Here is a 25,303-nt window from a genome sequence, read left to right as displayed (position 1 = left end):
CCGTCCGCCCCACCCTCCGTCCTGGTCTTCCGCACCACCACAGCAAAGGAGCCACCCATCATGACCTTCGTCATCGGTGCCGCGTGCGTCGACGTCATGGACCGCGCCTGCGTCGACGAGTGTCCGGTGGACTGCATCTACGTCGGGGAACGCATGGCCTACATCAACCCCGAGGAGTGCATCGACTGCAGCGCGTGCGAACCCGTCTGTCCGGTCGAGGCGATCGCCGCAGTGGAGGAACTCGCCCCCGAGGAAACCGTGTTCGCCACGGAGAACGCGCGCTTCTTCACGGACGTGCTGCCTGGCCGCGCCGAGCCGCTGGGTACGCCCGGCGGAGCGGCCGACCTCGGTTCGATCGGCGTCGACACACCCTTCGTCCAGAGCTACGTCACGTCATGAGCAGCACCCTCCCCGAACGGAGCGAACGGACCGAGCGGCTCGACCGAGTCGTGATCCGGTTCGCCGGCGACTCGGGAGACGGCATGCAGCTGGCAGGCGACCGGTTCACCTCGGCGGCGGCGGCGTTCGGCAACGACCTGGCCACGCTGCCGAACTTCCCCGCCGAGATCCGCGCTCCGCAGGGCACCATCCCGGGGGTCTCGTCGTTCCAGGTGCACTTCGCCGACTACGACATCCTCACCGCCGGAGACCGGCCGGACGTGCTGGTGGCGATGAACCCGGCCGCGCTGAAGGCCAACCTCGCCGACCTGGCGCCGGGCGCGACGGCGATCGTGAACACCGACGAGTTCACGCAGCGCAACCTGGCCAGGGCCGGGTACGGCTCCAACCCCCTGGAGGACGGCACCCTGACCGCGTTCCAGGTCCACGAGGTCGCCATGGCCACGCTGACCAGAGGCGCCCTGGCGGACACGGGCCTGAGCAAGAAGGACGCGGAGCGGGCGAAGAACATGTTCGCCCTGGGCCTGCTCTCCTGGATGTACCACCGCCCGACCAGCGGGACCGAGCGGTTCCTGCGGCAGAAGTTCGCGCGAAGACCCGACATCGCCGAGGCCAACATCCTGGCCTTCCGGGCCGGCTGGAACTACGGCGAGACCACCGAGTCGTTCGCCGTCACCTACGAGGTCGCACCCGCGACGACACTCCCCCCGGGCGAGTACCGGCAGATCACCGGCAACACCGCCCTGGCCTACGGCCTCGTCGCCGCCGGCGCACGGTCCGGACTGCCGGTGTTCCTCGGCAGCTACCCGATCACCCCCGCCAGCGACATCCTCCACGAACTGTCCCGGCACAAGAACTTCGGTGTGACCACCGTGCAGGCGGAGGACGAGATAGCCGCCGTCGGTGCCGCGCTGGGGGCCGCGTACGGCGGAGCGCTGGGCGTGACCACCACCTCCGGTCCCGGACTCGCCCTCAAGAGCGAGACCATCGGCCTGGCCGTGATGACCGAGTTGCCGCTGCTGGTGATCGACGTACAGCGCGGCGGGCCGTCCACCGGACTGCCCACCAAGACGGAACAGGCGGACCTGCTGCAGGCGATGTTCGGCCGCAACGGCGAGTCCCCCGTGCCGGTGCTCGCCCCGTCCACGCCTGCGGACTGCTTCGACACCGTGCTCGACGCGGCCCGGATCGCGCTCACCTACCGCACACCGGTGGTGGTGCTGTCCGACGGCCATATCGCCAACGGCTCCGAGCCCTGGCTGGTCCCGGACGTCTCCGAACTTCCGGACCTGAGTGTCGAGTTCACCACCGAGCCCAACGCCCCGGACGGGTCCGGCGGATTCTGGGGCTATCTGCGCGACCCGTACACCCTCGCGCGGCCCTGGGCGGTGCCGGGCACACCCGGGCTCGAACACCGGATAGGCGGTCTGGAGAAGGCCGACGGCACCGGCGACATCTCATACGACGCCGGCAACCACGACCGTATGGTGCGACTGCGACAGGCCAAGATCGACGGGATCACCGTGCCCGACGCGGTGGTCGACGACCCGTCCGGCCGGGCCGACGTCCTGGTGGTGGGCTGGGGCTCCTCGTACGGGCCGATCGGCGCCGCCGCACGCCGCGTCCGCAGGACCGGCCACACCGTGGCGCACCTGCATCTGCGCCACCTCAACCCCCTACCGGCCAACCTGAGCGACGTCCTCTCCCGCTACGAGCGCGTCCTGGTCCCGGAGTTGAACCTCGGCCAGCTCGCACTGCTGCTGCGGGCGAGGTACCTGATCGACGCCGTCTCGTACACCAAGGTCGCCGGTCTGCCGTTCGGGGCGGAAGAACTGCAGGGCGTGTTCACCGACGTGATCGAAGGAGTGGGGACATGACCGCCGTTGACCTCGGTCTGCCGGCCCTCGGCGGGCAGGCGCGGGTGCCCGCAGCCGAGACGAAGCTGTCGGCGGCGGACTTCAAGTCCGATCAGGCGGTGCGATGGTGCCCAGGCTGCGGCGACTACGCGGTCCTGGCGGCCGTGCAGGGCTTCATGCCCCGACTGGGACTGCGGCGCGAGAACACCGTGTTCGTCTCGGGCATCGGCTGCTCCAGCCGTTTCCCCTACTACATGAACACCTACGGGATGCACTCCATCCACGGCCGCGCCCCTGCCATCGCCACCGGCCTGGCCGTGACCCGTCCCGACCTCTCGGTATGGGTGGTCACCGGGGACGGCGACGCCCTGTCGATCGGCGGGAACCACCTGATCCACACCCTGCGGCGCAACGTGAACCTGAAGATCCTCCTCTTCAACAACCGGATCTACGGGCTTACAAAAGGCCAGTACTCCCCGACCTCCGAGCCGGGAAAGGTCACCAAGTCCACTCCGATGGGCTCCGTGGACGCCCCCTTCAACCCGGTGTCGCTGGCACTGGGCGCCGACGCCACCTTCGTGGCGCGCGTCCTGGACTCCGATCGCGCCGGCCTCACGGCGGTCCTCGCCGCCGCAGCGGAACACCGCGGCACCGCGCTCGTGGAGATCTACCAGAACTGCCCGATCTTCAACGACGGCGCCTTCGACGTCCTGCGCCGGCCCGGCGAGAAGGAACGGCGCCTCATCCCGCTGCACCACGGCGAACCCGTGCGTTTCGGCGCCGACGGCGAGTACGGCGTCATCCGCACCGGACCCGCAGGAGCCGGCGGGCTGACGCCGGCGAAGGTCTCCGAGGCCGGGGAGGATGCACTGGTGGTGCATGACGCCACCCTCACGGACCCCTCGTACGCCTTCGCGCTGTCACGGCTGTCGGCCACCGACCTCGGCCACACCGTCACCGGCGTCTTCCGCTCCGTCAGCCGCCCGGTCTACGACGACCAGGTCCGCGCCCAGACCGACCGGGCCACCTCCGCCGCCCCCGCCGACCTCCAGTCGCTGCTCACCGGCAAGGACACCTGGACCGTCGCCGGCTGACGCCGCACCGCATCTCCCCCGCACCAACCCCCGGATCCGGATACGGAGCCTCTTGTGACCCTTGCACACACCCACGTAGCCCTCGCCCCGACCGTGGAGGCCGTCCGTCAGGCGCTGGACGGCGTCCTCGACCCGGAGATCCAGCGGCCCGTCACCGACCTCGGCATGGTGAAGGAGATCACCGTCGGCACGGACCGCACCGTCACCGTCGGGATCTACCTGACGGTCTCCGGTTGCCCGTTGCGCGAGCGGATCACCGCGGACACCACCGCCGCCGTGTCCGCGCTGCCCGGCGTGGGCGCGGTGCGGGTCGAACTGGACGTGATGAGCGACGAGCAGCGCACCGAGCTGCGCAGGAGCCTGCGGGGCGACGCGACGGAGCCGGAGATCCCGTTCGCCCGGCCAGGTTCCCTGACCCGGGTGTACTGCGTCGCCTCCGGCAAGGGCGGCGTCGGCAAGTCCACCGTCACGGTCAATCTGGCCGCCGCGATGGCCGCCCGGGGTCTGTCCGTCGGCGTGGCGGACGCCGACATCCACGGCCACTCGGTTCCCCGGATGCTGGGAGCGACGGCCGGCCCCACCCGGGTCGAGAAGATGATCATGCCGCCCCGGGCGAACGGTGTGAAGGTGATCTCCATCGGGATGTTCACCCCGGGCAACGCCCCGGTGGTGTGGCGCGGCCCGATGCTGCACCGCGCGCTGCAGCAGTTCCTCGGCGAGGTGTACTGGGGGGATCTGGACGTTCTGCTGCTCGACCTGCCGCCCGGCACCGGCGACATCGCCATCTCCATCGCCCAGTTGCTCCCGGAGTCCGAGATTCTCGTGGTGACCACCCCGCAGGCGGCCGCGGCGGAGGTGGCCGAGCGGGCCGGAGCCATCGCCGCACAGACCCGTCAACGCGTCGCCGGGGTGGTGGAGAACATGTCCTGGCTGCAACTGCCTGACGGTTCGACCGCACGGCTCTTCGGCTCGGGGGGCGGCCGGTCGGTCGCCGAGTCACTGTCTCTCGCCATGGGCACGGAAGTCCCCCTGCTCGGCCAGGTGCCGCTGGACCCCCGCCTGGGTGAGGCGGGCGACGCCGGAACGCCGCTGGTGCTGAACGAACCGGAGGCTCCGGCAGCAATGGTGCTCCGGGACATCGCAAAGCGGCTGTCCGTGCGCCCACGCGGCCTGGCCGGTTGCCGGCTTCCGGTCAGCCCGTCGTCGAGCGGGCGCCACCGCGAATCGACTGCGTAACGCGGCACCATCCTGACCAACACACAAAGAGCTGGTCCCCCCTGTCGAACCGATGACCTGGGTGGAACCGTGAGCCGACGCGAAGCAGGGAGCCGCCCCGACCGGCCACCGTCCGACAGGCCGTAGCGCACGAGCAGCACCGCCTGGACGCCCGCCACCCGACAGCCCTGCCCACACTCAGGCGTTCCTGCAGGTCAACGCACTCGCCCGCGCGGCTTCAACGCGACGGGCGGCAGTTCCGGAGCCGGTAGCGGAGCACCGTCATACCCCTGCACCTCACCGAATCGCCGCCCTTCCATCCAGTCCAAACGCGCCTGCTCGATCTCCCCCTGCGTCCGCCCGATCCAGTTCCAGAACATGATGAGCTCCTCGTCGAAGGGCTCGCCGCCCAGGAGCATCAGTGCGGCGTCCGACTCTGCGCGCAGCGGGAGTTCGGTGCGGCCGCAGCCGAGGTAGAGCATGGAGCCCGGCAGCAGCGGCACACCGTCGACGTGGGCCTCGCCGGACATGGACAGCACGGCGTACTCGAAGTCCGGCTGCAACGGCAGGCGTACGTCCGCGCCGCGGGCGAGGGCCAGGTCGGCGCCGACGATCGGGGTGTACGTCGTTCCCGGCGAGGTCGCGCCGTCGAGGTCGCCGAGGATCAGCGTGCCCTTGAGTCCGGGCGCGGTGACGACCGGGAGTTCCGCGTGGTGTTCGAAGCGGGGGTCGGTGTGGCGGTGGGTGTCGGGGAGCGCGACCCACAGCTGCGCACCGTGCAGCAACCGGGCGTGCGGCCTGGGGCTCTCCTCGGAGTGGCTGATCGCCCGGCCGGAGGTCATGAGCCCCAGTTCGCGGGGGCGGATCGTCTGCAGGCTGCCGGTCGAGTCGCGGTGCAGCACCTCGCCCTCGTGCAGCCAGCTGACCGTCTGCAAGCCCATATGAGGGTGCGGCGGCACCTGCATACCGGGCTCGTCGGCGATGTCGTCAGGACCGTAGTGATCGACGAAGCACCAGGCGCCGACCATGCGGCGGCCCAGGTTGGGCAGCAGGCGGCGGACTTCGGTCGACTCGCCGAGCTGGACGCGTCGAGGGCTGAGGAGTTCACGCACGGGTTCCGCCACCACGAAGCCGCGGCCGCCGCACAGAGCGGGAACCGCCTCGCGATCAAGATTGCTCATGGCGCCAACCTAGCCCCGCCGGAGGCGTCCCGTCAGTCCGTCACACGGGCGGTCTCGCCCGGCAATCCAGAATAGTAGCCATGGACATAGTAGCCATGTACTGTATGTCTCATGAGCAATGGTTCCGAGACGGCGACGCCCGGTTTCCTGGTGTGGCGCCTGTCCATGAAGTGGCGTGTGGCCGTCGACCGTGCGGTGGCGCCACTGGGCCTCACGCACGCGCAGTACTCGCTGGTGGCCTCGCTCTACGGCATGCAGCGCAGCGGAGAGCGCCCCAGCCAGCGTCGCCTCGCCGACCACACCGGACTCGAACCGCTCTACGTGTCGAAACTGGCCCGCACCCTGGAGGCGGCCGCCCTCCTGGAGCGCACCCGGGACCCCCGGGATCCGCGCGCCGTACAGCTGGCCCTCACCGAGCAGGGCCGCGAGGTCACCGGGCGCGCCATCAAGGTCGTACAGGGACTGCTGCAGCAACTGCTGGAGCCGCTCGGCGGCCTCGACAGCCCGCGTGCGCGGGAGTTCAACCGCGACCTGGCGACGCTGCTCGACGCACCTCTTGATCCATTCAGTGACAACGAGACGGAGCAGTCATGACCACCACCACACCGACCGTCGACGGCCGCGTCATCGCCCTGGCCCACTACGCCGGCCGCGCCGTCCTGGAGCACGTCCTGGCCCGGGTGACCGAGCGGGCCAACGCGGAGCTGGCCGCGATGCCGGCCTGAGGACTCCCCCGCAGCGAAATCATGTACTGGAATGTTCAACCATCCCTCGCGGTTGCAGTACGCCGAAGGAGGTCACAGTGGAGGCGAGGGTGGAGAAGACGGTGGAGACGACGTACTACGACCACGGAACAGCAGCCGAGCGCTGGGAGCGTGCGCGGATATTCTTCGACGCCAAGGACTACGCCGCCGCGGCGCGCGTGCTGGGCGGGCTGGTCGAGGAGGTGCCGGAGCAGACCGGACTGCGGCTGCTGCTGGCGCGGGCCTACTACCACTCGGCCCAACTGCGGCGCGCGGAGGGCGAGTTGCGCGCCATCGTCGAGCGCGACCCGGTGGAGCACTACGCCCGGCTGATGCTCGGTCGCACGCTTGAGCGGCAGGGGCGGCAGGAGGAGGCGGAGTCGCACCTGCGCATCGCCTCGGCCCTCGCGGGCGACTTCGAGCAGGTCTGAGGACCGTCTCGGTCTGAGCACCGATTCACGCCGTTTCGGTCTGAGGACCGTTTCGGACCAGGTGGGACGTGGCAGGGCTCGGACATGGCAGGGGCCCGGAAAACCGGGCCCCTGCGCCTTACTTGACGGCCACGCTGCGCCGGTGGGCGATTTCGCCGAGCAGGACGTCGGTGACGACGAAGGCGGCCAGCGGAATGCCCAGCAGCGGCACGAAATAGCCGAGGACTGCGATGACGGCGACCGCCGGGACCAGGATCTGGGGAGGCACCTGCTGCCAGGCGCCGCGCGGGATCGGCCGACCGAAGGCGGAGCCGCGCCCGCGCTGCCACCACATGCGGTAGCCCCAGACGATCAGCAGGACGAGGGAGAGAGCGAGCGCCATCAGGGCGAGCTGGTTGACCAGCCCGAAGAGGACTCCGGTGTGCAGGTCGATGCCCCAGCGGGTCAGCTTGGCGAGCAGCGGGTAGTCGTCGAACCGCAGGACGTCGGTGACCTTGCCGGAGGCCGGGTCGATCGCGACCGAGTCCTGCTTCTCGGGCCAGCTGCGCTGCACCTGCCGGACGATGTATGCCGAGTTGGCGTCCGCGGGCGGCACGATCTCGACGGGGTCGGTCAGGCCCTCGGCACGGGCCGCGGAGAGCACCTTGTCGAGGCCGACGCCGTGCTCGGCGTCCCCGGTGGAGGCGGAGGCGCCGTGGCCCGCGTGCGCACCGCCGGCCGTCGCCGAGACCGACGGGGTGGCCTGGCCGAGCGAGGTGCGCAGTTCGTCGATGTTCGACCCGGCGTAGGTCGACCAGGTCAGACCTGTCGCCGAGAGGAATATGAACCCGGCGGCGGCCCAGACACCGACTGTGCCGTGCAGGCCGAGCGTGCGGCGCCGTCCGCTGGTGCCGCGCACCGTGCGCAGGGCGCGGCGCCGGGAGAACCACAGCACCAGGCCGCCGCCCGCAATCACCCACAGCCAGCTCGCGGCGAACTCGCTGTAGAGCCGGCCGGTGTCGCCGAGGTGCAGGTCGCGGTGGAGTTCGTCGATCCAGGTCCGCAGCGGAAGCGCGCCGGTCGAGCCGTACTGTTCGAGGGCGCCGCGGACCTTGCCGGTGTACGGGTCGACGAAGACGGCGAGGGTGTGGTCGGGATCGACGCCCTTCATGCCGGACAGCAGCACCCTGGTGGTGGCGTCGGCCTGCGGGGAGGGGCGTACGGCCGAGACGGTGCCCCCAGGGTGGGCCCTGCGGGCGGCGGCCACCTGCTCGGAGATGGGCAGCTCGGTGCCGCCTGTTTTCGCGACGGTCATCTCATGCGCGTACACAAGCTTCTCGGCCTGGAAGGCGCCGGCGTACAGGAAGCCCGTGACCGCGGCGACGAGCAGGAACGGTGCGACGATCACTCCGGCGTAGAAATGCAGTCGCAGTACCAGCGGGCGGAGCGGCGCCCATCGGCTGGGGGACGGCACGGGGACGGTGGCCGGTTGCGGGGTGTCGTCCTTGGTCGTTGGGGGAGCGGTGGACATCGGCGGGCTTCTCCGGGGGACGGGGGCGGGGAGGCGATGTGGCGTAGCGGTCCAGTAGTCGGACGCGTGGGACGCCGAGTTCCCGGAGACAGAAGTGGCGTGAGTCACACGGGGTGACGTCGGTCGCCGGTGGCCGTGGCATGCTGGGCCGATGGCAACTCCCCGTGACCACGCGCCCCTTGCCGAGCGGGTCGAGGAACTCCTCGCCGCCGAAGGGCCGCTGCCCATCGTCTCGGCCGGCGACCCGGTGCTGCGGCGAGGCACCGAGCGGTTCGACGGTCAGCTCGACCCGGCCCTGCTCGCCCGCTTCGTGGAGGCTTTGCGCGTCACCATGCATGCGGCGCCTGGCGTCGGTGTCGCCGCGCCGCAGGTCGGTGTGGAGCTGCGGATCGCGGTGATCGAGGACCCGGCGCCGGTGCCGGACGAGGTACGGCTGGCCCGCGGCCGGGTGCCCCAGCCGTTTCGGGTCCTGGTCAATCCGTCGTACGAGCCCGTCGGTTCGCAGCGGGCCGCCTTCTTCGAGGGCTGTCTGAGCGTGCCGGGCTGGCAGGCCGTGGTGGCACGGCACGCCCAGGTGCGGCTGACGGGCGAGGACGAGCGGGGGCGTCCGCTGGACGAGGTGTTCACCGGCTGGCCCGCGCGGATCGTGCAGCACGAGACCGATCACCTCGACGGGATGCTGTACCTCGACCGCGCGGAACTTCGCTCACTGTCCTCGAACGCATCGATGGCGGAGCGCTGGACGCAGTCGACGCCGGAGGATGCGGCGAAGGCACTCGGCTTCGAACTGCCGTGAATCAGGGGCGCTTTGCCGCCAATCAGGGGGCGCGCTCACCGCAGCCTCCTCGCCGCCCCGACTCCCCCGCCGCGCCCCCGATCTTCGCGGACGTCAGTTGTCGCGGTACGCCTCCAGCAGGCGCAGCCACACCTCGCTGATCGTCGGGAACGACGGCACCGCGTGCCACAGCCGGGCGATCGGGACCTGGCCGGCGACCGCGACCGTCGCCGAGTGGATGAGCTCGCTGACGCCGGGTCCCACGAAGGTGACTCCGCGCAGGATCTCCTCGTTCAGGTCGACGACCATGCGGGCGCGGCCGCGGTAGCCGTCGGCGTACAGTCCCGCGCCGGCCGCCGAGGACATCTCGACGTCCACGGCCCGTACCCGGTACCCGGCCTGTTCCGCCTCCGCGAGGGAGAGGCCAACGGCCGCCGCCTCCGGATCGGTGAAAACGACCTGGGGGACGGCGTGGTGGTCGGCGGTGGCGGCGTGGGCGCCCCAGGCGTCCGACTCCAGGATCGGTACGCCGGACGCGCGGGCGGCGATGGCGGCGCCCGCTATGCGCGCCTGGTACTTGCCCTGGTGGGTGAGGAGCGCGCGGTGGTTGACGTCGCCGCACGCGTACAGCCAGTCGCTTCCGTTCACCAGCATGCTGTCGTCGACGGACAGCCAGCCGCCCGGTTCCAGGCCGACCGTGTCCAGGCCTATGTCGTCGGTGCGCGGACGGCGGCCCGTGGCGAAGAGGATCTCATCGGCCTCGATGCGCTCGCCGTCGCCGGTCACCACGACGACCGTGCCGTTCTCGCGGGCGACCGACCCGACCGACGTCCCGGTGCGGATGTCCGCGCCGGCCTCGGTGAGGGCCTCGGCGACCAGTTCCCCGGCGAACGGCTCCATGCGGTTGAGCAGGCCCTTGCCCCGGACGAGGACGGTGACCTGCGATCCGAGTGCCTGCCAGGCGGTGGCCATCTCTATGGCGACGACTCCCCCGCCGACCACGACGAGACGGCCGGGCACCTCCTGCGCACTCGTCGCGTTTCTGCTGGTCCACGGCTTGACGTCGGCCAGGCCCGGCAGGTCGGGCAGCACGGCGTCGGTGCCCGTGCAGACGACGACCGCGTGCCGGGCGGTGAGAACGCGTAGCCCGCCGTCCGAGCCGGTGACGGTCACCGTGCGCGGGCCGGTCAGCCGGCCACGGCCGCGGTAGAGGTCGGCTCCGATGCCCTCCAGCCACCCGGCCGCGCCGTCGTCGTGCCAGTCGGAGGTGTAGTAGTTGCGGTGCGCGAGGACCGCGGCGGCGTCGAGTGGGCCCTGCACCGACTGGCGCAGGCCGGGCACCCGGCGGGCTTCCGCGCGGGCGATGGCCGGGCGCAGCAGGGCCTTGCTGGGGATGCAGGCCCAGTACGAGCACTCGCCTCCGACCAGCTCGCTCTCCACGACCGCGGTGGACAGGCCTGCCGCACGCGTGCGGTCGGCCACGTTCTCCCCCACGGGCCCGGCCCCGAGCACCACGACGTCGTACGCGATGGTTTCCGTTTCCGTCATGGGCCCAGTCTGGTGGGTGGTGTGCGCTCAGGCCACACGGGTAGGGGCGCGGAATACGTGACTGGTCGGCCGTGTTGTGCCGACGGCTTCGCCCCGACAGCAGGAAGAGGGATTTCAGGTCATGAGCAGCACCGTGGAGCTCACCAAGGAGAATTTCGACCAGACGGTCACGGACAACGAGTTCGTCCTGATCGACTTCTGGGCGTCGTGGTGCGGGCCGTGCCGTCAGTTCGCGCCTGTGTACGAGAAGGCGGCGGAGGAGAACCCGGACCTGGTGTTCGGCAAGATCGACACCGAGGCGCAGCCGGAGCTGGCCGCGGCCTTCGGTATCCAGTCGATCCCGACGCTGATGATCGTCCGTGACCAGGTCGCCGTGTTCGCGCAGCCGGGCGCCCTGCCCGAGGCCGCCCTGACGGACGTCATCGGACAGGCGCGCAAGCTGGACATGGACGAGGTCCGCAAGGCGGTCGCGGAGCAGCAGGCCCAGGCCGACCAGAACGGCCAGTAGGGCACTGCGCATCACGCACCACTAGAGCACTAGAACGGATACGGCGCGACGTCCCCACGCACCGTCGTCCAGCGCACGTCGGTGAAGGCCTCCAGGTTGGCCTCGCCGCCGAAGCGGGCGCCGGTGCCGGAGGCGGCGATGCCGCCGAAGGGGGCGACGGCCTCGTCGTTCACCGTCTGGTCGTTGATGTGGACGATGCCGGTCGGGATGCGTTCGGCGAGGTCGAGACCGCGGGCCGTGTCACGGGTGACGATGCCCAGGGAGAGGCCGTACTCGCCGTGGGCCGCCAAAGCCGCCGCCTCGTCGACGGTGGCGAAGGAGCGTACGGGAGCGACCGGGCCGAAGACCTCCTCGGCGTAGGCCGGAGTGCTGTCGTCGACGCCCGCCAGGACCGTCGGCCGGTAGAAGCGCCGCTCATGGGTGCCGCCCGCGGCCAGGGTGGCGCCCCGGGACGTGCTGGCCTCCACCAGTCCGTGCACCTTGGCGAGCTGGGCGTCGTCGATGATGGGGCCCAGGTGGACCTGTTCGCGGTGCGGGTCGCCGACAGCCAGTGCGTCGGCCTTGGCCGCGAGCCTTTCGACGTACTCCTCGTACACCGACTGGTGGACGAGGTGCCGGCCGGTCGTCATGCAGATCTGGCCCTGGTGGAAGAACGAGCCCCAGGCGGCCGTCGAGATCACCGCGTCGAGGTCGGCGTCCTCCAGCACGACGAGGGCGGAGTTGCCTCCGAGTTCGAGGTGGACGCGCTTGAGGTGGCGTCCGGCCGCCTCGCCGACCGCCCGGCCCGCGGCCGTGGAGCCGGTGAAGGAGATGACCGGCACGCGCGGGTCGGCGACCAGGGCCTGGCCGACGTCCGGGCCGCCCGGCAGTACCTGCAGCAGGTTCTCGGGCAGACCGGCCTCGGCGAAGACCGCGGCGAGGGAGAGTCCGCCGCAGACCGCCGTGCGCGGGTCCGGCTTCAGGACGACCGCGTTGCCGAGGGCGAGGGCCGGGGCAACCGAGCGGATCGAGAGGATCACCGGCGCGTTGAACGGGGAGATCACGCCCACCACGCCCACCGGAACCCGTCGTGTGTATGACAGGCGGGGCGCCTCGCTGGGCAGGATCTGTCCGGCCGGGCGGGAGGCGAGCGCGGCGGCTTCGTAGCACTCCTGGGCGGCGACGTGCAGCTCGAAGTCGGCCTTGCCGGGGATCGATCCGGACTCGCGCACGATCCAGTCGCGCAGTTCGGCGGCGTGCGCCGTGAACAGGTCGCCTGCCCTGCGCAGAACGCCGGCGCGAACGAAGTGCGGGACACGCGCCCACTCGGCCTGGGCGGCGCGCGCGGCCTCGGCTGCCGTGCCGACATCCTCGGCAGAGGCGAGGGTGACGGTGGCGAGGGTGTCCCCGGTGGCAGGCTCGGTTACGGCGTACTCGGGTCCCGACAGGGGGCGGGACTGCCAGGTCTTCGATTCGAGCAACGGCATGACGGCTCTCCGTTTCGTCACCGGGCGGGACTCAGGTCAACAGCGGAAGTCCCGTGTAGTTCGTGGCCAGTTCGGCGGCCGCGTGGCGGGATGAGGCGATCCGGCGCAGACGTGCCAACTGCAGCCGGTTCTCGAACACATCCCCATCTGGTTGAGCGTGCAACATCCTAGTCATGTCGTACGAGAAACGCGTGGCCTGCCAGACACGTGCGAGGCATGTCCGGGAGTAGTCGTCCAGGAGTCGCTCGGATCCGGTGCGGTGCAGTTCGGCGAAGGCCCGGGCGAGGACGCGGACGTCCGAGACGGCGAGGTTGAGGCCCTTGGCGCCGGTCGGCGGGACGATGTGGGCGGCGTCGCCGGCCAGGACCAGGCGTCCGTGGCGCATGGGTTCGTGGACGTAACTGCGCATCGGTGTAACGGACTTGGCGGTGATCGGGCCGCGGTGCAGCGTCCAGTCGGCGTCGACGGCGAAGCGGGCGTCGAGTTCGTCCCAGATGCGGTCGTCGGGCCAGTCGTCGGCGTCGGTCCCTCCCGGGACCTGCAGGTAGAGGCGGGAGACATGGATAGAGCGCATGCTGTGCAGGGCGAAGCCGCTCTGCCCGCGCGCGTAGATCAGTTCGTCGCAGGACGGTGCCACGTCGGCGAGGATCCCGAGCCAGGAGTACGGGTGGTCGCGCTCGTATGTGTGACTGCCGGCGGCCGGGAACGTGCCGCGGGAGATGCCGTGGAAGCCGTCGCAGCCGATGACCCAGTCGCAGATGAGTGTCTGCTCGCGGCCCTCGTGCAGGAACCGCACGACGGGCGAGGCGCTCTCCGGCTTCTCGACCGCGAGTGCCTGCGCCTCCCACAACAGCGGTGGCCCTTCGGCCAGTTGGAGCGCGACGAGATCCTTCACGATCTCGGTCTGGGCGTAGATCGTGACGGTACGGCCGCCGGTGAGGGCCGGGAAGTCGATGTGGTGGCGTTCGCGTTCGAAGCGCAGCTCGATGCCCTGGTGGACCAGGCCCTCGGCGTCGAGGCGTTCGGCGGCGCCGGCCTCGCGCAAAGCGTCGACCGTGCCCTGCTCCAGCATCCCGGCGCGCTGGCGCTGTTCGACGTACTCCCGGGCCCTGGCCTCCAGGACGACACAGTCGATGCCCGTGCGGTGCAGCAGCCGGGCCAGGAGCAGCCCGGCGGGGCCGCCGCCGATGATGCCGACCGTCGTACGCATGGGCGCCATGCCTACCTCCCGGGGGGTCAGCTGGACTCGCGGTGGACCACCGTCGCTCCCAGCACCTTGTGGGACTCGGGCGCGGCGGCGGGGTTGCGGACCGCGCGGTCGACCAGTTCGGCCAGGTCACGGCCGGACGGCAGCTCGATATGGACGGTGCTCAGGCGGGGCCGCAGCAGCCGGCCGAGCATGAGGTCGTCGGCTCCGATCACGGCCACCTCCTGCGGGATGCGTACGCCCTCATCCTGCAGGGCCCTCATCAGCAGCATCGCGTATTCGTCGTTGTACGCGAACACGGCGTCGAGGCCCAGGTCTCCCCAGCGGGCGGCGAGGCGGGCGGCCGCCTCCTCCTCGTAGGCGAGGGGCAACTCGGTGACGGTGGCGTCGGTGCCGTGCAGGGACCTGCGCACGCCTTCGAGGCGGGGCAGGGTGAACGGCTCCAGGCCGTCCTCCTCGGGCACGACGACGCCGATGCGGCGGCGGCCGCGGTCGAAGAGGTGGCTGCCTGCGCAGTGGCCGACGGCTTCCTGGTCCATGACCAGGGCGTGGGCGCCCTCGACGGACCCGGAGCCGAGGGTGAGGACGGCCCGGGCGCCGGAGCGCTTCAGGACCGTCACGCCCTGCGGGCCGAGGCCCGCACCCGGCACCAGGACGGCGACGGGCCGCAGTTCGGCCCAGGCGCGGGCGGCCTCGTCGCCGCGTACGCCGACCGAGCCGTACTGCACGACCGTGTAGTCGAGACGGCCGAGCGCCCACTGCAGCTCGCTGATGAACTGGCTGTAGAGCGGGCCGACCGGGAAGTCCGGGGCGGGCATCAGGACCATACGGCTGTGCCCGGCGCGCAGGCTGCGGGCGGCCGCGTGCGGCACGTACCCGAGTTCCTTCGCGGCCTCGTGGACCCGGCGGCGCGTGGGCTCGCTGATCCGTACGGCGCTGGTGTTGTTGAGGACGTAGGAGACGGTCGCGCGCGAGACGCCGGCCAGGCGGGCCACATCGGCGCTCGTGGGCACGGAGCACTGCGTGGACGAGGTGGGCGCGGGCGTTTTCGGTATCTGCACCATGACGTACGGCATCTTTGCAGAACCTGTGGCAGAGACCACAGGCGGGCATGCGCGAACGCGTTCGTCCCGAACTTGTTCGTAACGAACATGTTCGTTAGTCTCCAGGCATGACAGACCGCACCGACACCCCCCCGAGCCGCCGCGAGCGCCCGGCCAAACCCGCCCTGACCAGGGAGGGCATCGTGACTGCGGCCGTCGCGATCATGCGCGCCGAGGGACTGACGAAGGTGACCATGCGGCGTCTGGCGCGGGAGCTCGACACCGGTCCGGCCTCGCTGTACGTCTACGTCCGCAACACCGCGGAGCTGCACGCGGCCGTCTTGGACGAGCTGCTGGGGACGGTCGGCCCGGCCCCGGCCGGGGGCACGTGGCGGGAGCGGCTGGAGCGGGTGCTCACCGCGTACACCGCGACGCTCTTCGAGCACCCGAGCCTGGCCCGCTCCGCGCTCACGGCCCGGCCGAGCGGCCCCCACTACCTGAAGCTGATCGAGGCGCTGCTGGCCCTGCTCGACGAGGGCGGTGTGCCGCCCGCGCAGGCCGCGTGGGGCGTGGACCTGCTGCTGCAACACGCCACCGCGACGGCCGCCGAGCACTCGCAGGAGGCCTCCGAGGAGGAGTGGGACGCCCTGCGCCGCGCCCTGCACGGCATCTCGGACCGAACCCATCCGCATATCGCCGCACTGGGGAGCGAGCTGTTGTCCGGTGCGCCCGAGGCCCGCCTGTCATGGGGCCTGCGGGCCTTGATCGCGGGCATCGAGCGGACCGCCGTATCCGACTGACTTCAGGGAGTACGACATGACCACCCACCACCCCATAGCCATCGTGGGCGCCGGTCTCGGCGGCCTCGCCCTCGCCCGGGTTCTGCAGGTGCACGGCGTCGAATCCGCCGTCTACGACCTGGATGCCTCCCCTGCCGCCCGCACCCAGGGCGGCATGCTCGACATCCACGAGGACTCCGGCCAGGTGGCACTGCGCGCCGCGGGACTGTACGAGAAGTTCCGGGCGCTCGTCCACGAGGGCGGCGAGGCCATGCGGATCCTCGGCAAGGACGCCGTGGTGCACATGGACGAGGCGGACGGCGCGGACGGCGGACGCCCCGAGATCGATCGCGGCGACCTGCGCGGCCTTCTGCTCGGCTCGCTCCCCGAAGGCACCGTCCGCTGGGGCGCGAGGGTCACCGGAGCGCGTCCGCTGGGCGGCGGCCGGCACGAGGTGGCGCTCGCGGACGGCAGCGTCTTCACCACCGACCTCCTGGTGGGCGCCGACGGTGCCTGGTCCCGCATCCGGCCACTGGTCTCGGATGCCGAGCCCGCCTACACCGGGGTGTCGTTCGTCGAGGCGAACCTGCGGAACGCCGATGTACGACATCCCGCCGGCGCCGAGATCGTCGGCGGCGGATCACTCTTCGCGCTCGGCGCGGGCCGGGGTTTCCTCGCCCACCGCGAGACCGACGGCAGCCTGCACGTCTACGCGGCCGTGGAGGCACCCGAGGAGTGGCTGGACGGCATCGACCTCACCGACACCGAGGCGGCGAAGGCGTACGTGCTCAAGCACTTCACGGGCTGGGACAAGGGCTTGCGGGCTCTGGTCGCCGACGCCGACGGCCCGCTGGTCCCGCGGCGCATCCACGCACTGCCCGTCGGACACCACTGGCAGCGCGTCCCGGGCGTGACCCTGCTCGGGGACGCCGCGCACCTGATGTCGCCGTTCGCCGGCGAGGGCGCGAACCTGGCCCTGCTCGACGGGGCGGAACTGGGCCTGGCTCTGACGGCGCACCCGGGCGACACCGAGGTCGCACTGGCCGCCTACGAGGACAGGATGTTCCCCCGCAGCGAGCGCTCCGCCGAGGAGTCGGCCCGCAACGGAGTCCTGCTGTTCCGCCCCGATGCACCGCAGGGGCTCGTGGACGCGTTCGCCGCCTGGCGCTGAACCCGGTCAGCGGGGCGGCTCCGTGCCCGTGACCTGGGCGACCAGATCGGTCCAGCCCGCCTCCAGCCGCTCCAGCGACATCCCTCGCTGCCTGGTCAGGTGGTGGATCAGGGCGGGATCGAGAGAGCCCATGAGTGTCTGGGCCAGCAGGTCGCAGTCGGCTTTCGGCACGATCTGCCGCAGCAGCATCGTGACGTGCATGGTGAGGGCCCGCGTCGACGGGTGGGCGAACCGGCGGGTCGGCTCCGGCTGGGCGGCCAGCTGCAGGTCCAGCTGCTCGGCCGAGCGGTAGAGGAGCGCCACACCGAACGCCCGCAGCCGGTCGGCCGGCGGCGCCCCGGGGCCCAGCGGCGGCGGACCACCGAGGAAGTCGGCCTGCAGTGTCCTCGACGAATGGTCGAGCAGCGCCATCAGCAGGCCGGTGCGGTCGCCGAAGCGCCGGAAGACGGTCCCCTTGCCCACCTGGGCCGCGGCGGCCACCGCCTCCATGGTGACCCCCGCCACCCCGTGCTCCGCGATCAGCCGAGCGGCCGCCTCCAGCAGCTTCGCCCGGTTCCTGGCGGCGTCGGCACGCAGGCACGGCTCGTCCTCGGCCGAGCCGAGCTGCAACAACTCGGGCTCGCCGACAGGCTCTTCGGGCCTCGGAATGGGCGGCAGGACGGCGGACATGAAGACAGCGTAAAGCATCGGGAACAAAACTGGACCGCGGTCCGGTTAGGATGCTAGAACTAAACGGACCCCAGTCCGGATCGTAACGGCAATGTTTCAGCATCTTGGAGTTCGCATGTCTGTTCGCATCCTTGCGCTCGTCGGCAGCCTTCGCGCCGGTTCGACCAACCGCCAGCTCGCCGAGGCGGCCGTCAAGTTCGCTCCCGAGGGCGCGGACGTGGAGATCTTCGAGGGCCTCGCCGAGATCCCGTTCTACAACGAGGACATCGACGTCGAGGGCAGCGTCCCCGCCGCCGCCGCCAAGCTGCGTGAGGCCGCGCAGGCGTCCGACGCCTTCCTGCTCTTCTCCCCCGAGTACAACGGCACCATCCCGGCCGTTCTGAAGAACGCCATCGACTGGCTGTCCCGCCCCTACGGCGCCGGCGCCTTCGGCGGCAAGCCGGTCGCCGTGGCCGGCACCGCTTTCGGCCAGTTCGGCGGCGTATGGGCGCAGGACGAGACCCGCAAGGCCGTGGGCATCGCCGGCGGCAAGGTGCTGGAGGACGTCAAGCTCTCCATCCCCGGCTCGCTGACCCGCTTCGCCGAGACCCACCCGGCCGACGACGCCGAGGTCGCCGCGCAGCTGACCGAGGTGGTCGCCCGCCTGCACAGCCACGCGGGCGAGGTCGCCGCCGCCTGACCCGCAGCAACACGAAACACTGACGGGGCCGGAGCCGACAGCTCCGGCCCCTTCTGCATGTCCGGGCACACGAAGTCCGCCAAGATCCTCGGTGCGTGGAAGCCGGGCCACGAGTCGCTCACCCATGCCGCAGCAACGGCACCGGAACACGCACCGCCTCCAAACCAGCGGGGCGGACATCATCGAGGCCGCCGTCCCGTACATGGGGCGTGTTCCTACTGCGCGCCTGCCGTGCGGCTGATGTCAGCCAGGCGTGGCGACTCGGTGCGACTCTTCTCCCCGCCGGGCGGTGGAACCGGCGGGCCACGCGAGTGATCCTCCTGACCCGGACGGCCGGCGTGTCCGCCGTTCCTTCTCTCGCCGGCTTGCGAGTACGACGTCGCGCTCACCCGTACTCCCGCTCAGGCCACTCAGGCCACCGCCGTCGGCGCCAGCTCGCGCAGTTCGTGCAGTGCGGCCGCGACCGCGGGCCGTTCCCGGCCGCCGCGGCGGGTGCAGGTGAGCAGTTTGCGGTGCGGGTTGCCCGTGCAGGGCACTCGGGTGATCGGCAGATGCGGGGTGAGCTGGGCCAGCCGGGGGATCAGCGCGACGCCGAGCCGGCCTGCGACCAAGTGCGCGGTGACGTTCCAGTCCACCGTGTGATGGAGGATGCCGGGGCTGAATCCGGCCTCCCCGCACGCGGACAGCAGGTGCTGGCGACAGGGGCTGTCCGCCATGGGCGCGATCCAGTCCTCGTGCGCCGCCTCGGAGAGGTCGACGCGCTCGCGCCCCGCCAACGGGTGGCCGGCGGGGACGACAAGGTCGAACGGGTCGTCCAGGAGCGGCTGCTGGTCGAAGCGGGCGTCGTTCAACGGCGGGCTGTGCGGGGTGGCCTCGACGACGGCGAGGTCGCTCTCGCCCTCGAAGAGCAGGTCGAAGCTCTCCGGCACCCCCGCCTCCCGGATGCGGACGGACAGCCCCGGATGACACTCGTGCAGCCGCACGGCCATCGGGGCCAGCAGCACCGAGACGGCCACCGAGATGCCGCTCACGCGAAGTGGTCCGGCGAGGGCGTGTTCGGCGCGCAGGTCGAGCTCGGCCTGTTCCCAGCGGGCGTGGATGGCGTCGGCGTGCGCAAGCAGGCTCTCGGCGGCCGGGGTGAGCCGTACCCCTCGGCCCTGCGGTTCGAGGAGGTCGACGCCGAGTTCACGGGCGAGCTGGCGGATCTGCTGGGAGGCCGCGGAGGTGGTGAAGTGCAGGGCGCGGGCGGCCGCGGTGACCGTGCCGTAGTGGGCCACCGCCCTCAGGACGTGCAGTCGGCGCAGGTCAATCATGAAGCCCAGACTTCAAGGTGAGGTCCACAAAGTCAACCTGGACGTGAACGGATCCCTGGTTGCACCCTGGCTGTGTCGCGACGGTCAACCAGTCAGCACGTACGAGGAGTTGCCATGATCAGCACGACCGGCGCCATCTGCCCGCACTGCACCCGGCCCGACGATGCCGAGCCGTTCCAGGTGGTGTCGCGGCACAGCACCGCCGGGGGCCGCACCGTGTGGGCCCGGTGCGGCTGCGGCTCGCTGCAGGTCCGCGTGGTGGACGGCCGCGGGATGCGCGTCGTCTCCCGCAGCCGGCCCACGCAGCCTCGGCCCAGCTCGGCCGACCTCTGAACGGCCGTGGCCGCGATCTCCCGATCCACGTCCGCCGGCCCGCCGAGGCGCGGCCCGAGCATCACGGGGCCAAGGCCCGGCCCGGTGCAGCCGTCATCGGTGCCCCGGCGCCGCCGTAGCGTTCCATGATGTGCACGCCCGCCCGCTTGCCGTCCCCGTCCGCCCGGGCCTTCGAGCGCTCTCGAAGTCAGGCGCCGAAGGCCAGGCGGTCGCCGAGCGGACTGCGGTGGTACAGCACGCGGCGACCGGCGCGGGCTCGCGTGACGAGACCGTTCGCGTGCAGGACCTTCAAGTGCTGGGAGACGGCGCTGGGCGTCACGCCGAGCAGGCGCGCGATCTCGACGGTGGGGAGGGGCTCCGCGAGCAGGCGCAGGACCGTCGTGCGGGGTGCACCGAGCAGCGCGGAGAGCGCCGAGGTGTCGGGGTCGGGTGCGGGCTCCCACAGGGTGGCGGCGCCCCGGCCCGGGTAGGCCAGCATCGGCGGCTCGTCGGCGCTGAGCGGAGGCGCGGGCTTGTGCGCGAACAGGGACGGCACCAGGCGCAGCCCCCGCCCGGAGCCGTCCACCTGGTGCCGGCCGATCATCCGGTCGACGCGCAGCACCCCGTCCCGCCAGCGCACGTTGCGGTGCAGGTCGGAGAAGAGGAGCCGGGCGCCACCCGTGGCGAGCTGCCGGGCGCGGTGGGTGATGTCGGCCTCCAGCACGAGCCGCATCCGCGGCCAGTCAGGCAACAGGAACAACTCCCAGTAACGGAGCAGGAGTTCACATGTCTCCTCCAGCAGCTCGGCGACCGGTGCGGCGCCGGGGGCGGCGATCTGCCGCAGCGCGTCCGGGAGGGGGCGCGGTGCGTGTGCCGCGTACAGATCACGTCGTACGAGGTCTTCCGGGGTGGTGCGTACGACGGCCAGCTGGTCCTCGATCGTGGGCGCGAAGGTCGTCGGCCGCGGCGTGAGAAAGTCCGGCAGGGTCAGGCTCTCGCCGACCAGGGCCGTCAGCAGGCGGGCGTCGGCGGGGTCGAGGCGGGCCAGGACCGACCGGCGCCAGGGGACGTGCAGCGGGAAGAGTGCGGGGGCGCGCAGGGCCCGCAGGCTGCCCATGACCTCGCGCAGCGGCGAGATCGCGAACCGGGTGTCCGCGAGGTCCTCGACGTCGAGCAGGAAGCTGATCATTAAGCCTCCCGCTACATCCTTTGGCAACCGCCCGTCGATGCCGTGGACTTCGGTTCATGACGGAACACGACACACGGCAGCGTACCGCCGGCCGACGGCCTCTCGCCCTCCTGGCGCTGATCTGCGGGGTGGCCGTGGGCAACGTCTACTTCCCGCAGGCGATCAGCCCGTTGGTGGCCGACGGCCTCGGCGTCTCCCCCGGTTCGGCCGCGTCGGTGGTGACCGCGACGCAGTTCGGCTACGCGGCCGGGATCTTCCTGCTCGTCCCGCTCGGCGACCGCTTGTGCCCGCGCCGGCTGATCGTCACCCTGCTGACGCTGACCGGCCTCGGCCTGCTCGCCGCGAGCAGCGCGGGGGCTCTGATGCCGCTCGTCGCCGCCAGCCTCCTCGTCGGTGTGAGCACGGTGGTCGCGCCGCTGGCCGGCCCGCTCGCGGCCTCCCTGGTGCCCGCCGAGCGCCGTGGGGTGGCCGGCGGCACCCTGCTGAGCGGTTCCATCGCCGGCATGCTGCTCTCCCGCACGTTCGGCAGCGCCCTCGGCGACTGGCTCGGCTGGCGGGCCCCGTACGTGCTGTCGGCGGTGCTCTCCCTGACGGCTGCCGCCCTCCTGGCCCGCGCCCGCACCCTGACGACGACTGCCCCGTCCGTCACGCACCGCTACCCGGCCCTGCTCGCCGCACCTCTGCGCCTGCTGCGCACCGAACCCGAACTGCGCCGCTCCTGCCTCTACCAGGCCGCGGTGTTCGCGGGCTTCTCCGCGGTGTGGACCGGCGTGACGCTCCTGCTCACGGGTCCGGCGTACGGCTTGACTGCGCGGTCCGCGGGGCTGCTCGCGCTGGTGAACGCGGCGACCATGCTGTGCACGCCGGCCGCGGGGCGACTGGTGGACCGCCGGGGGCCGGACGCGGTGAACCTCGGCTGCTTCCTGGTGGTCGGCGTCTCGGCGCCGGTCCTGGCACTGGGCGGGCTGGGCGGTGCGGCCGGGCTGACTGCGCTGGTCGTCGGCACCCTGCTGCTGGACGTGGGGATGCAGTCCGGGATGGTCGCCAACCAGGTGCGGATCTACGCGCTGCGGGCCGGCGTCCACAGCCGGCTCAACACCGCGTACATGACCTGCGTCTACCTCGGCGGCACCGCGGGGTCCTGGCTGGGGGCCCGGGCGTATGCCGGTTTCGGCTGGTCCGGCGTATGCGCACTGGTCGCCGCGCTGACGGTCGCGGCCCTCGCGCGCCATCTGTCGGCAACCGTTCCTCACGGTCAAGACCAAGTTCGCTCGAAGGAGCGATCACTTCCCGTCACCTCTCGAAGGGTGACCGGAGGCAGACCCTCTACCGACAACTGCTCAAGCTGATGCCCCGCCCGGGCGTGCGGGTGACCGCCCTCGGGCCGGATACCGCGGTGGTCTCACGGCGCGGCGGACGGGTCCGGACCCCGCTCGGGCCCGGGGCGGACCTGCTCACCACGGACCAGGGCAGATATGCGGTCGGCTGCGGTTGGCGGCCGCCGAGTACCTGTGCAGTCGGCACGTCGTCGCGATGCCGGACCTCTACGGCGTGAACCGCGACGGCCGCCCCCGAGACGGACAGACGGCCACTGGGCCGCCTTTGGGCCGAGCGTCCCGCCTCGGTCCCCCTCCGCTCCTCCAGGGCTCGTGCGGGTGCGCTTGGCCAGGGAGTTGGGGACGACGACGGGTTGGTTCCGGTCGGCTACCGAAGGGCGAAGGACGCCCGGTGCTTCCAGTCGGTGCCACTGTGGACCACGAGATCGACCGTGGGCACGCGCGCCGCGAAAGGAAGACCGGGGCGGAGGCCCGACTCGATCTCGTCCAGGACTGCGTCGTCCTGTCCCTGGGCGACCGTCAGATGCGGGTGGGGGTCGTACTTTCCGCCGTACGGCGGGGCCTGCGGCCACCGGTCGACGACCGCCTCGGTGAGCCTGCGGAACGGAGTGGCCGGTGCGGGTGCGAGGTAGAGCACCCCGGGGAACCGTCCGCACTCCTCGAACCGCACGTCGAAGGACGGGTGCCGCCCGAAGACCTCGTCCAGGAGGGCGCACGTCCCGTCGTCGACGAGGGACGCGTGCAGGAAGGGGAAGAGCACCGTGACGTGCGCCGGGACACCGGCCCGGGCCGCGGGGTCGAAGCGGTCTCGCCAGACCCGGACCGAGGCTTCCGCCTCCGGTACGGGCACGACCAGCGCCGTCTGCCCCGTCACGAAGCGCCCGGAATCGTCATCTGCGTCTGCCATGCCAAGGGTCTACCAGCCGGAGCGGTGCGGGCGCGACCCTGCAAAGCTTCACTTGCATGCGCGCTACAGTGCGGGCGCTGCAAAGTGTTGTCGCGGTCGTTGCGCGGGGAGCCGAGGTGGGTGCGCAGTGCGGCCGGCGCGGGGTGCGGGTTGTCGCCGCGCCGGATCAGGGAGTGCGGATACACCGGCGTCGGATCGTGCACGGGGATGCGGCGCGGGTGGCGACCACCGCGGCGATGACCGCCCTGTGGGGCCCGCTGACCGGCGCGACCAGCCCCCGCACGCCGATCGCGATCGCCGGGGTCCTCCTCCTGGCCACACCGCTGCCGCTCCCCCGCCGTTTCGAACCCTCCCCGCAGATGGGGGTGCCCGTCCGGGCCGGGTTCGGCGTGCCGCGGCCCGGAACAGGTGGGTCAGGCGTTGACAGGATCTTGTATTTGGCCGTACAAATCTGCGCAGAGGACCCGTCCGTCGTACGAAGAGCAGGCAACGAACCCAGGGGGACCGTTGGCAGACCGGCTCCCTCCTCGACGGCGACGTCGCCCTGCGCGTCGACCTCGCCGACGGCCGTCGGGTCCGCACCGAGCTGGCGCTGCCACCCGGCGCGCACCCGAGCGCCCGCTGTCCGAGGCCGACCTGCGTGCCAAGGCCGCCGCCTGCTGCCCGGACGTGCCTGCACTGCTCGACGGAGTGGCCCGGGCCGGTGCGGCCGAACTGCCGCGCACGCACTTCCCGTACGAGGACCAAGAGGTATGACGGTGCATCAGCTCCCCCTGTCCGGCATCACGGTGGTCAGCCTCGAACAGGCCGTGGCCGCCCCCTACGCCACCCGGCAGCTCGCCGATCTCGGCGCCCGGGTGATCAAGGTGGAGCGGCCCGGAGGGGGCGACTTCGCGCGCCGCTACGACACGACCGTGCACGGCCACTCCAGCTATTTCGTCTGGCTCAACCGCTCCAAGGAATCCCTCACCCTGGACTTCAAGGACCCGCGCGGGCGGGACATCCTGGACCAACTCCTCGACGGTGCCGACGTGTTCGTACAGAATCTGGCGCCGGGAGCCGCCGACCGGCTGGGTCTCGGCGTCGACACGCTCACCGAGCGCTACCCGCGGCTGATCCCGTGCACGATCTCCGGATACGGCACGACCGGGCCGTGGGCCGACCGCAAGTCCTACGACCTTCTGGTGCAGTGCCAGACCGGCCTGGTCTCCCTCACCGGCACCGCGGACGGGACCGCCCGCGTGGGGATCTCCGTCGCCGACATCGCCGCCGGGATGTACGCCTACACCGGCGTCCTCACCGCTCTGTACACACGGGCCACCACCGGCCGCACGCACCCCGTCGAGGTGTCCCTGTTCGAGGCGCTGGCGGAGTGGATGGGCCAGCCCGCGAACTACACGCGTTACGGCGGCAGTCAGCCCGCCCGCCTCGGCACCCAGCACGCGACCATCGCACCGTACGGCGCCTTCACGACGGCCGACGGCAAGCAGGTTCTCTTCTCCGTCCAGAACGAGCGCGAGTGGGCCACCCTCTGCGCGGACTTCCTGGGACGACCGGCGTTGACCGGTGACCCGCGCTTCGCGACGGGCACGGACCGTGTGACGCACCGCGCCGAGGTCAACGCGATCGTCGCCGAACGCATCGCCCGCTCGGACGCCGAGGAGATCCTCAAGGACCTGGAGGAGATCGGCATCGCCTGCGCCGGGGTCAACGACGTCGCCGCATTCCTGGACCACCCGGTGCTGGCGGCACGCGAGCGCTGGCGCGAGGTGGCCGTGCCCGGTGCGACGGTGCTGGCGCTGCTTCCGCCGGCCGACCTCGCGGGGGTGCCCGCCCGCATGGATCCCGTACCGGACGCGGGCCAGCACACGGACACGATCCTCACCGACCTCGGCCTGTCCCCCGACGACATCGGGGCGCTGCGTGCCGACGCCGTCATCTGACCACGACGATGTGGAGAGCTTCCCGATG

24 protein-coding genes and 1 pseudogene are annotated in these 25,303 nt (G+C 71.6%); 15 read left to right on the top strand and 10 right to left on the bottom strand.

The window, feature by feature from the left end:
* Positions 1-60 precede the first annotated feature (60 nt).
* Genes fdxA through OOK07_RS39645 form a run of 4 tightly spaced genes read left to right on the top strand, consistent with a single transcriptional unit; the run spans position 61 to position 4,585 of the window.
* Entirely contained in the window at positions 61-399 is a 339-nt protein-coding gene (fdxA, locus tag OOK07_RS39660; protein ID WP_266801444.1) for a ferredoxin, read from the top strand.
* Positions 396-2,276: a 2-oxoacid:acceptor oxidoreductase subunit alpha gene (locus tag OOK07_RS39655; protein WP_266801443.1), complete on the top strand. Its 1,881-nt coding sequence runs from the start codon at positions 396-398 to the stop codon at positions 2,274-2,276. Before fdxA ends, OOK07_RS39655 begins: the two co-directional genes overlap by 4 nt.
* The gene (locus OOK07_RS39650; protein ID WP_266801442.1) at positions 2,273-3,349 is read left to right on the top strand and encodes a 2-oxoacid:ferredoxin oxidoreductase subunit beta; all 1,077 of its coding nucleotides are present in this window, start codon (positions 2,273-2,275) and stop codon (positions 3,347-3,349) included. The genes OOK07_RS39655 and OOK07_RS39650 overlap by 4 nt, the downstream gene beginning before the upstream one ends.
* A gap of 54 nt (positions 3,350-3,403) precedes the next feature.
* On the top strand, positions 3,404-4,585 hold the full coding sequence (locus OOK07_RS39645; RefSeq protein WP_266801441.1) for an Mrp/NBP35 family ATP-binding protein: 1,182 nt from the start codon (positions 3,404-3,406) through the stop codon (positions 4,583-4,585).
* Positions 4,586-4,779: 194 nt separating this feature from the next.
* On the opposite strand, the gene OOK07_RS39640 is transcribed toward OOK07_RS39645, so the two are convergent.
* A complete protein-coding gene (locus tag OOK07_RS39640; RefSeq protein WP_266801440.1) occupies positions 4,780-5,745 on the bottom strand; it encodes a pirin family protein in 966 nt (321 codons plus the stop codon).
* A gap of 111 nt (positions 5,746-5,856) precedes the next feature.
* Here OOK07_RS39640 and OOK07_RS39635 point away from each other — a divergent pair, with 111 nt between their 5' ends.
* The 3 genes and pseudogenes from OOK07_RS39635 (at position 5,857) to OOK07_RS39625 (ending at position 6,919) form a co-directional block, all read left to right on the top strand.
* Complete coding sequence (locus tag OOK07_RS39635) at positions 5,857-6,339, top strand: MarR family winged helix-turn-helix transcriptional regulator (RefSeq protein ID WP_266801439.1); 483 nt, start codon at positions 5,857-5,859, stop codon at positions 6,337-6,339.
* Positions 6,336-6,425: pseudogene (locus OOK07_RS39630) on the top strand (MarR family transcriptional regulator); the annotation flags it as partial. The gene OOK07_RS39635 and the pseudogene OOK07_RS39630, both read left to right, overlap by 4 nt.
* Before the next feature lie 146 nt (positions 6,426-6,571).
* Positions 6,572-6,919: a tetratricopeptide repeat protein gene (locus tag OOK07_RS39625; RefSeq protein WP_266802256.1), complete on the top strand. Its 348-nt coding sequence runs from the start codon at positions 6,572-6,574 to the stop codon at positions 6,917-6,919.
* Between the two features lie 118 nt (positions 6,920-7,037).
* On the opposite strand, the gene OOK07_RS39620 is transcribed toward OOK07_RS39625, so the two are convergent.
* On the bottom strand, positions 7,038-8,429 hold the full coding sequence (locus OOK07_RS39620) for a PepSY-associated TM helix domain-containing protein (RefSeq protein ID WP_266801438.1): 1,392 nt from the start codon (positions 8,427-8,429) through the stop codon (positions 7,038-7,040).
* Between the two features lie 151 nt (positions 8,430-8,580).
* Here OOK07_RS39620 and OOK07_RS39615 point away from each other — a divergent pair, with 151 nt between their 5' ends.
* Positions 8,581-9,225 (top strand): peptide deformylase, encoded by a 645-nt coding sequence (locus OOK07_RS39615; protein ID WP_266801437.1) that lies wholly within the window; start codon positions 8,581-8,583, stop codon positions 9,223-9,225.
* Positions 9,226-9,318: 93 nt separating this feature from the next.
* Here OOK07_RS39615 and OOK07_RS39610 read toward each other — a convergent pair whose 3' ends face one another.
* Positions 9,319-10,752: a dihydrolipoyl dehydrogenase family protein gene (locus OOK07_RS39610; RefSeq protein ID WP_266801436.1), complete on the bottom strand. Its 1,434-nt coding sequence runs from the start codon at positions 10,750-10,752 to the stop codon at positions 9,319-9,321.
* 121 nt (positions 10,753-10,873) lie between these two features.
* Here OOK07_RS39610 and trxA point away from each other — a divergent pair, with 121 nt between their 5' ends.
* Positions 10,874-11,260 (top strand): thioredoxin, encoded by a 387-nt coding sequence (gene trxA, locus OOK07_RS39605; RefSeq protein WP_266592285.1) that lies wholly within the window; start codon positions 10,874-10,876, stop codon positions 11,258-11,260.
* A 29-nt stretch (positions 11,261-11,289) separates the two neighbouring features.
* Here the strand turns inward: trxA and OOK07_RS39600 are convergent, their stop codons facing one another.
* Genes OOK07_RS39600 through OOK07_RS39590 form a run of 3 tightly spaced genes read right to left on the bottom strand, consistent with a single transcriptional unit; the run spans position 11,290 to position 14,997 of the window.
* Positions 11,290-12,726 carry a benzaldehyde dehydrogenase gene (locus OOK07_RS39600; protein ID WP_266801435.1) on the bottom strand — a complete coding sequence of 479 codons (1,437 nt, stop codon included), beginning with the start codon at positions 12,724-12,726 and terminating at the stop codon, positions 11,290-11,292.
* Positions 12,727-12,757: 31 nt separating this feature from the next.
* The gene (locus OOK07_RS39595) at positions 12,758-13,936 is read right to left on the bottom strand and encodes a 4-hydroxybenzoate 3-monooxygenase (protein ID WP_266802254.1); all 1,179 of its coding nucleotides are present in this window, start codon (positions 13,934-13,936) and stop codon (positions 12,758-12,760) included.
* Between the two features lie 26 nt (positions 13,937-13,962).
* The gene (locus tag OOK07_RS39590) at positions 13,963-14,997 is read right to left on the bottom strand and encodes a LacI family DNA-binding transcriptional regulator (protein WP_266801434.1); all 1,035 of its coding nucleotides are present in this window, start codon (positions 14,995-14,997) and stop codon (positions 13,963-13,965) included.
* 107 nt (positions 14,998-15,104) lie between these two features.
* On the opposite strand from OOK07_RS39590, the gene OOK07_RS39585 reads away from it, so the two are divergent.
* Complete coding sequence (locus tag OOK07_RS39585) at positions 15,105-15,776, top strand: TetR/AcrR family transcriptional regulator (RefSeq protein ID WP_266801433.1); 672 nt, start codon at positions 15,105-15,107, stop codon at positions 15,774-15,776.
* A 16-nt stretch (positions 15,777-15,792) separates the two neighbouring features.
* Complete coding sequence (locus OOK07_RS39580) at positions 15,793-16,926, top strand: FAD-dependent oxidoreductase (RefSeq protein WP_266801432.1); 1,134 nt, start codon at positions 15,793-15,795, stop codon at positions 16,924-16,926.
* 6 nt (positions 16,927-16,932) lie between these two features.
* Here OOK07_RS39580 and OOK07_RS39575 read toward each other — a convergent pair whose 3' ends face one another.
* Positions 16,933-17,613 carry a TetR/AcrR family transcriptional regulator gene (locus tag OOK07_RS39575; protein ID WP_266801431.1) on the bottom strand — a complete coding sequence of 227 codons (681 nt, stop codon included), beginning with the start codon at positions 17,611-17,613 and terminating at the stop codon, positions 16,933-16,935.
* A gap of 97 nt (positions 17,614-17,710) precedes the next feature.
* On the opposite strand from OOK07_RS39575, the gene OOK07_RS39570 reads away from it, so the two are divergent.
* Entirely contained in the window at positions 17,711-18,274 is a 564-nt protein-coding gene (locus tag OOK07_RS39570) for an NAD(P)H-dependent oxidoreductase (protein WP_266801430.1), read from the top strand.
* Positions 18,275-18,684: 410 nt separating this feature from the next.
* On the opposite strand, the gene OOK07_RS39565 is transcribed toward OOK07_RS39570, so the two are convergent.
* Positions 18,685-19,587, bottom strand: a complete 903-nt coding sequence (locus tag OOK07_RS39565) for a LysR family transcriptional regulator (RefSeq protein ID WP_266801429.1) — start codon at positions 19,585-19,587, stop codon at positions 18,685-18,687.
* A 114-nt stretch (positions 19,588-19,701) separates the two neighbouring features.
* Between OOK07_RS39565 and OOK07_RS39560 the strand changes: the two genes are divergently transcribed.
* The gene (locus OOK07_RS39560; RefSeq protein WP_266801428.1) at positions 19,702-19,920 is read left to right on the top strand and encodes a hypothetical protein; all 219 of its coding nucleotides are present in this window, start codon (positions 19,702-19,704) and stop codon (positions 19,918-19,920) included.
* Between the two features lie 187 nt (positions 19,921-20,107).
* On the opposite strand, the gene OOK07_RS39555 is transcribed toward OOK07_RS39560, so the two are convergent.
* Positions 20,108-21,088, bottom strand: a complete 981-nt coding sequence (locus tag OOK07_RS39555) for an ArsR/SmtB family transcription factor (RefSeq protein WP_266801427.1) — start codon at positions 21,086-21,088, stop codon at positions 20,108-20,110.
* Positions 21,089-21,144: 56 nt separating this feature from the next.
* On the opposite strand from OOK07_RS39555, the gene OOK07_RS39550 reads away from it, so the two are divergent.
* Positions 21,145-22,437 carry an MFS transporter gene (locus OOK07_RS39550; protein WP_266801426.1) on the top strand — a complete coding sequence of 431 codons (1,293 nt, stop codon included), beginning with the start codon at positions 21,145-21,147 and terminating at the stop codon, positions 22,435-22,437.
* 355 nt (positions 22,438-22,792) lie between these two features.
* Here the strand turns inward: OOK07_RS39550 and OOK07_RS39545 are convergent, their stop codons facing one another.
* Positions 22,793-23,332, bottom strand: a complete 540-nt coding sequence (locus tag OOK07_RS39545) for a 2'-5' RNA ligase family protein (RefSeq protein WP_266801425.1) — start codon at positions 23,330-23,332, stop codon at positions 22,793-22,795.
* 752 nt (positions 23,333-24,084) lie between these two features.
* Between OOK07_RS39545 and OOK07_RS39535 the strand changes: the two genes are divergently transcribed.
* On the top strand, positions 24,085-25,275 hold the full coding sequence (locus OOK07_RS39535) for a CaiB/BaiF CoA transferase family protein (RefSeq protein WP_266801424.1): 1,191 nt from the start codon (positions 24,085-24,087) through the stop codon (positions 25,273-25,275).
* Positions 25,276-25,303 lie beyond the last annotated feature (28 nt).

Origin of the sequence: Streptomyces sp. NBC_00078 (assembly GCF_026343335.1) — a bacterium.
In the GTDB taxonomy this organism is placed as follows: domain Bacteria; phylum Actinomycetota; class Actinomycetes; order Streptomycetales; family Streptomycetaceae; genus Streptomyces.
Note: the sequence above shows the minus strand (reverse complement) of the source record. Positions and strands in the feature narration are given on the sequence as shown.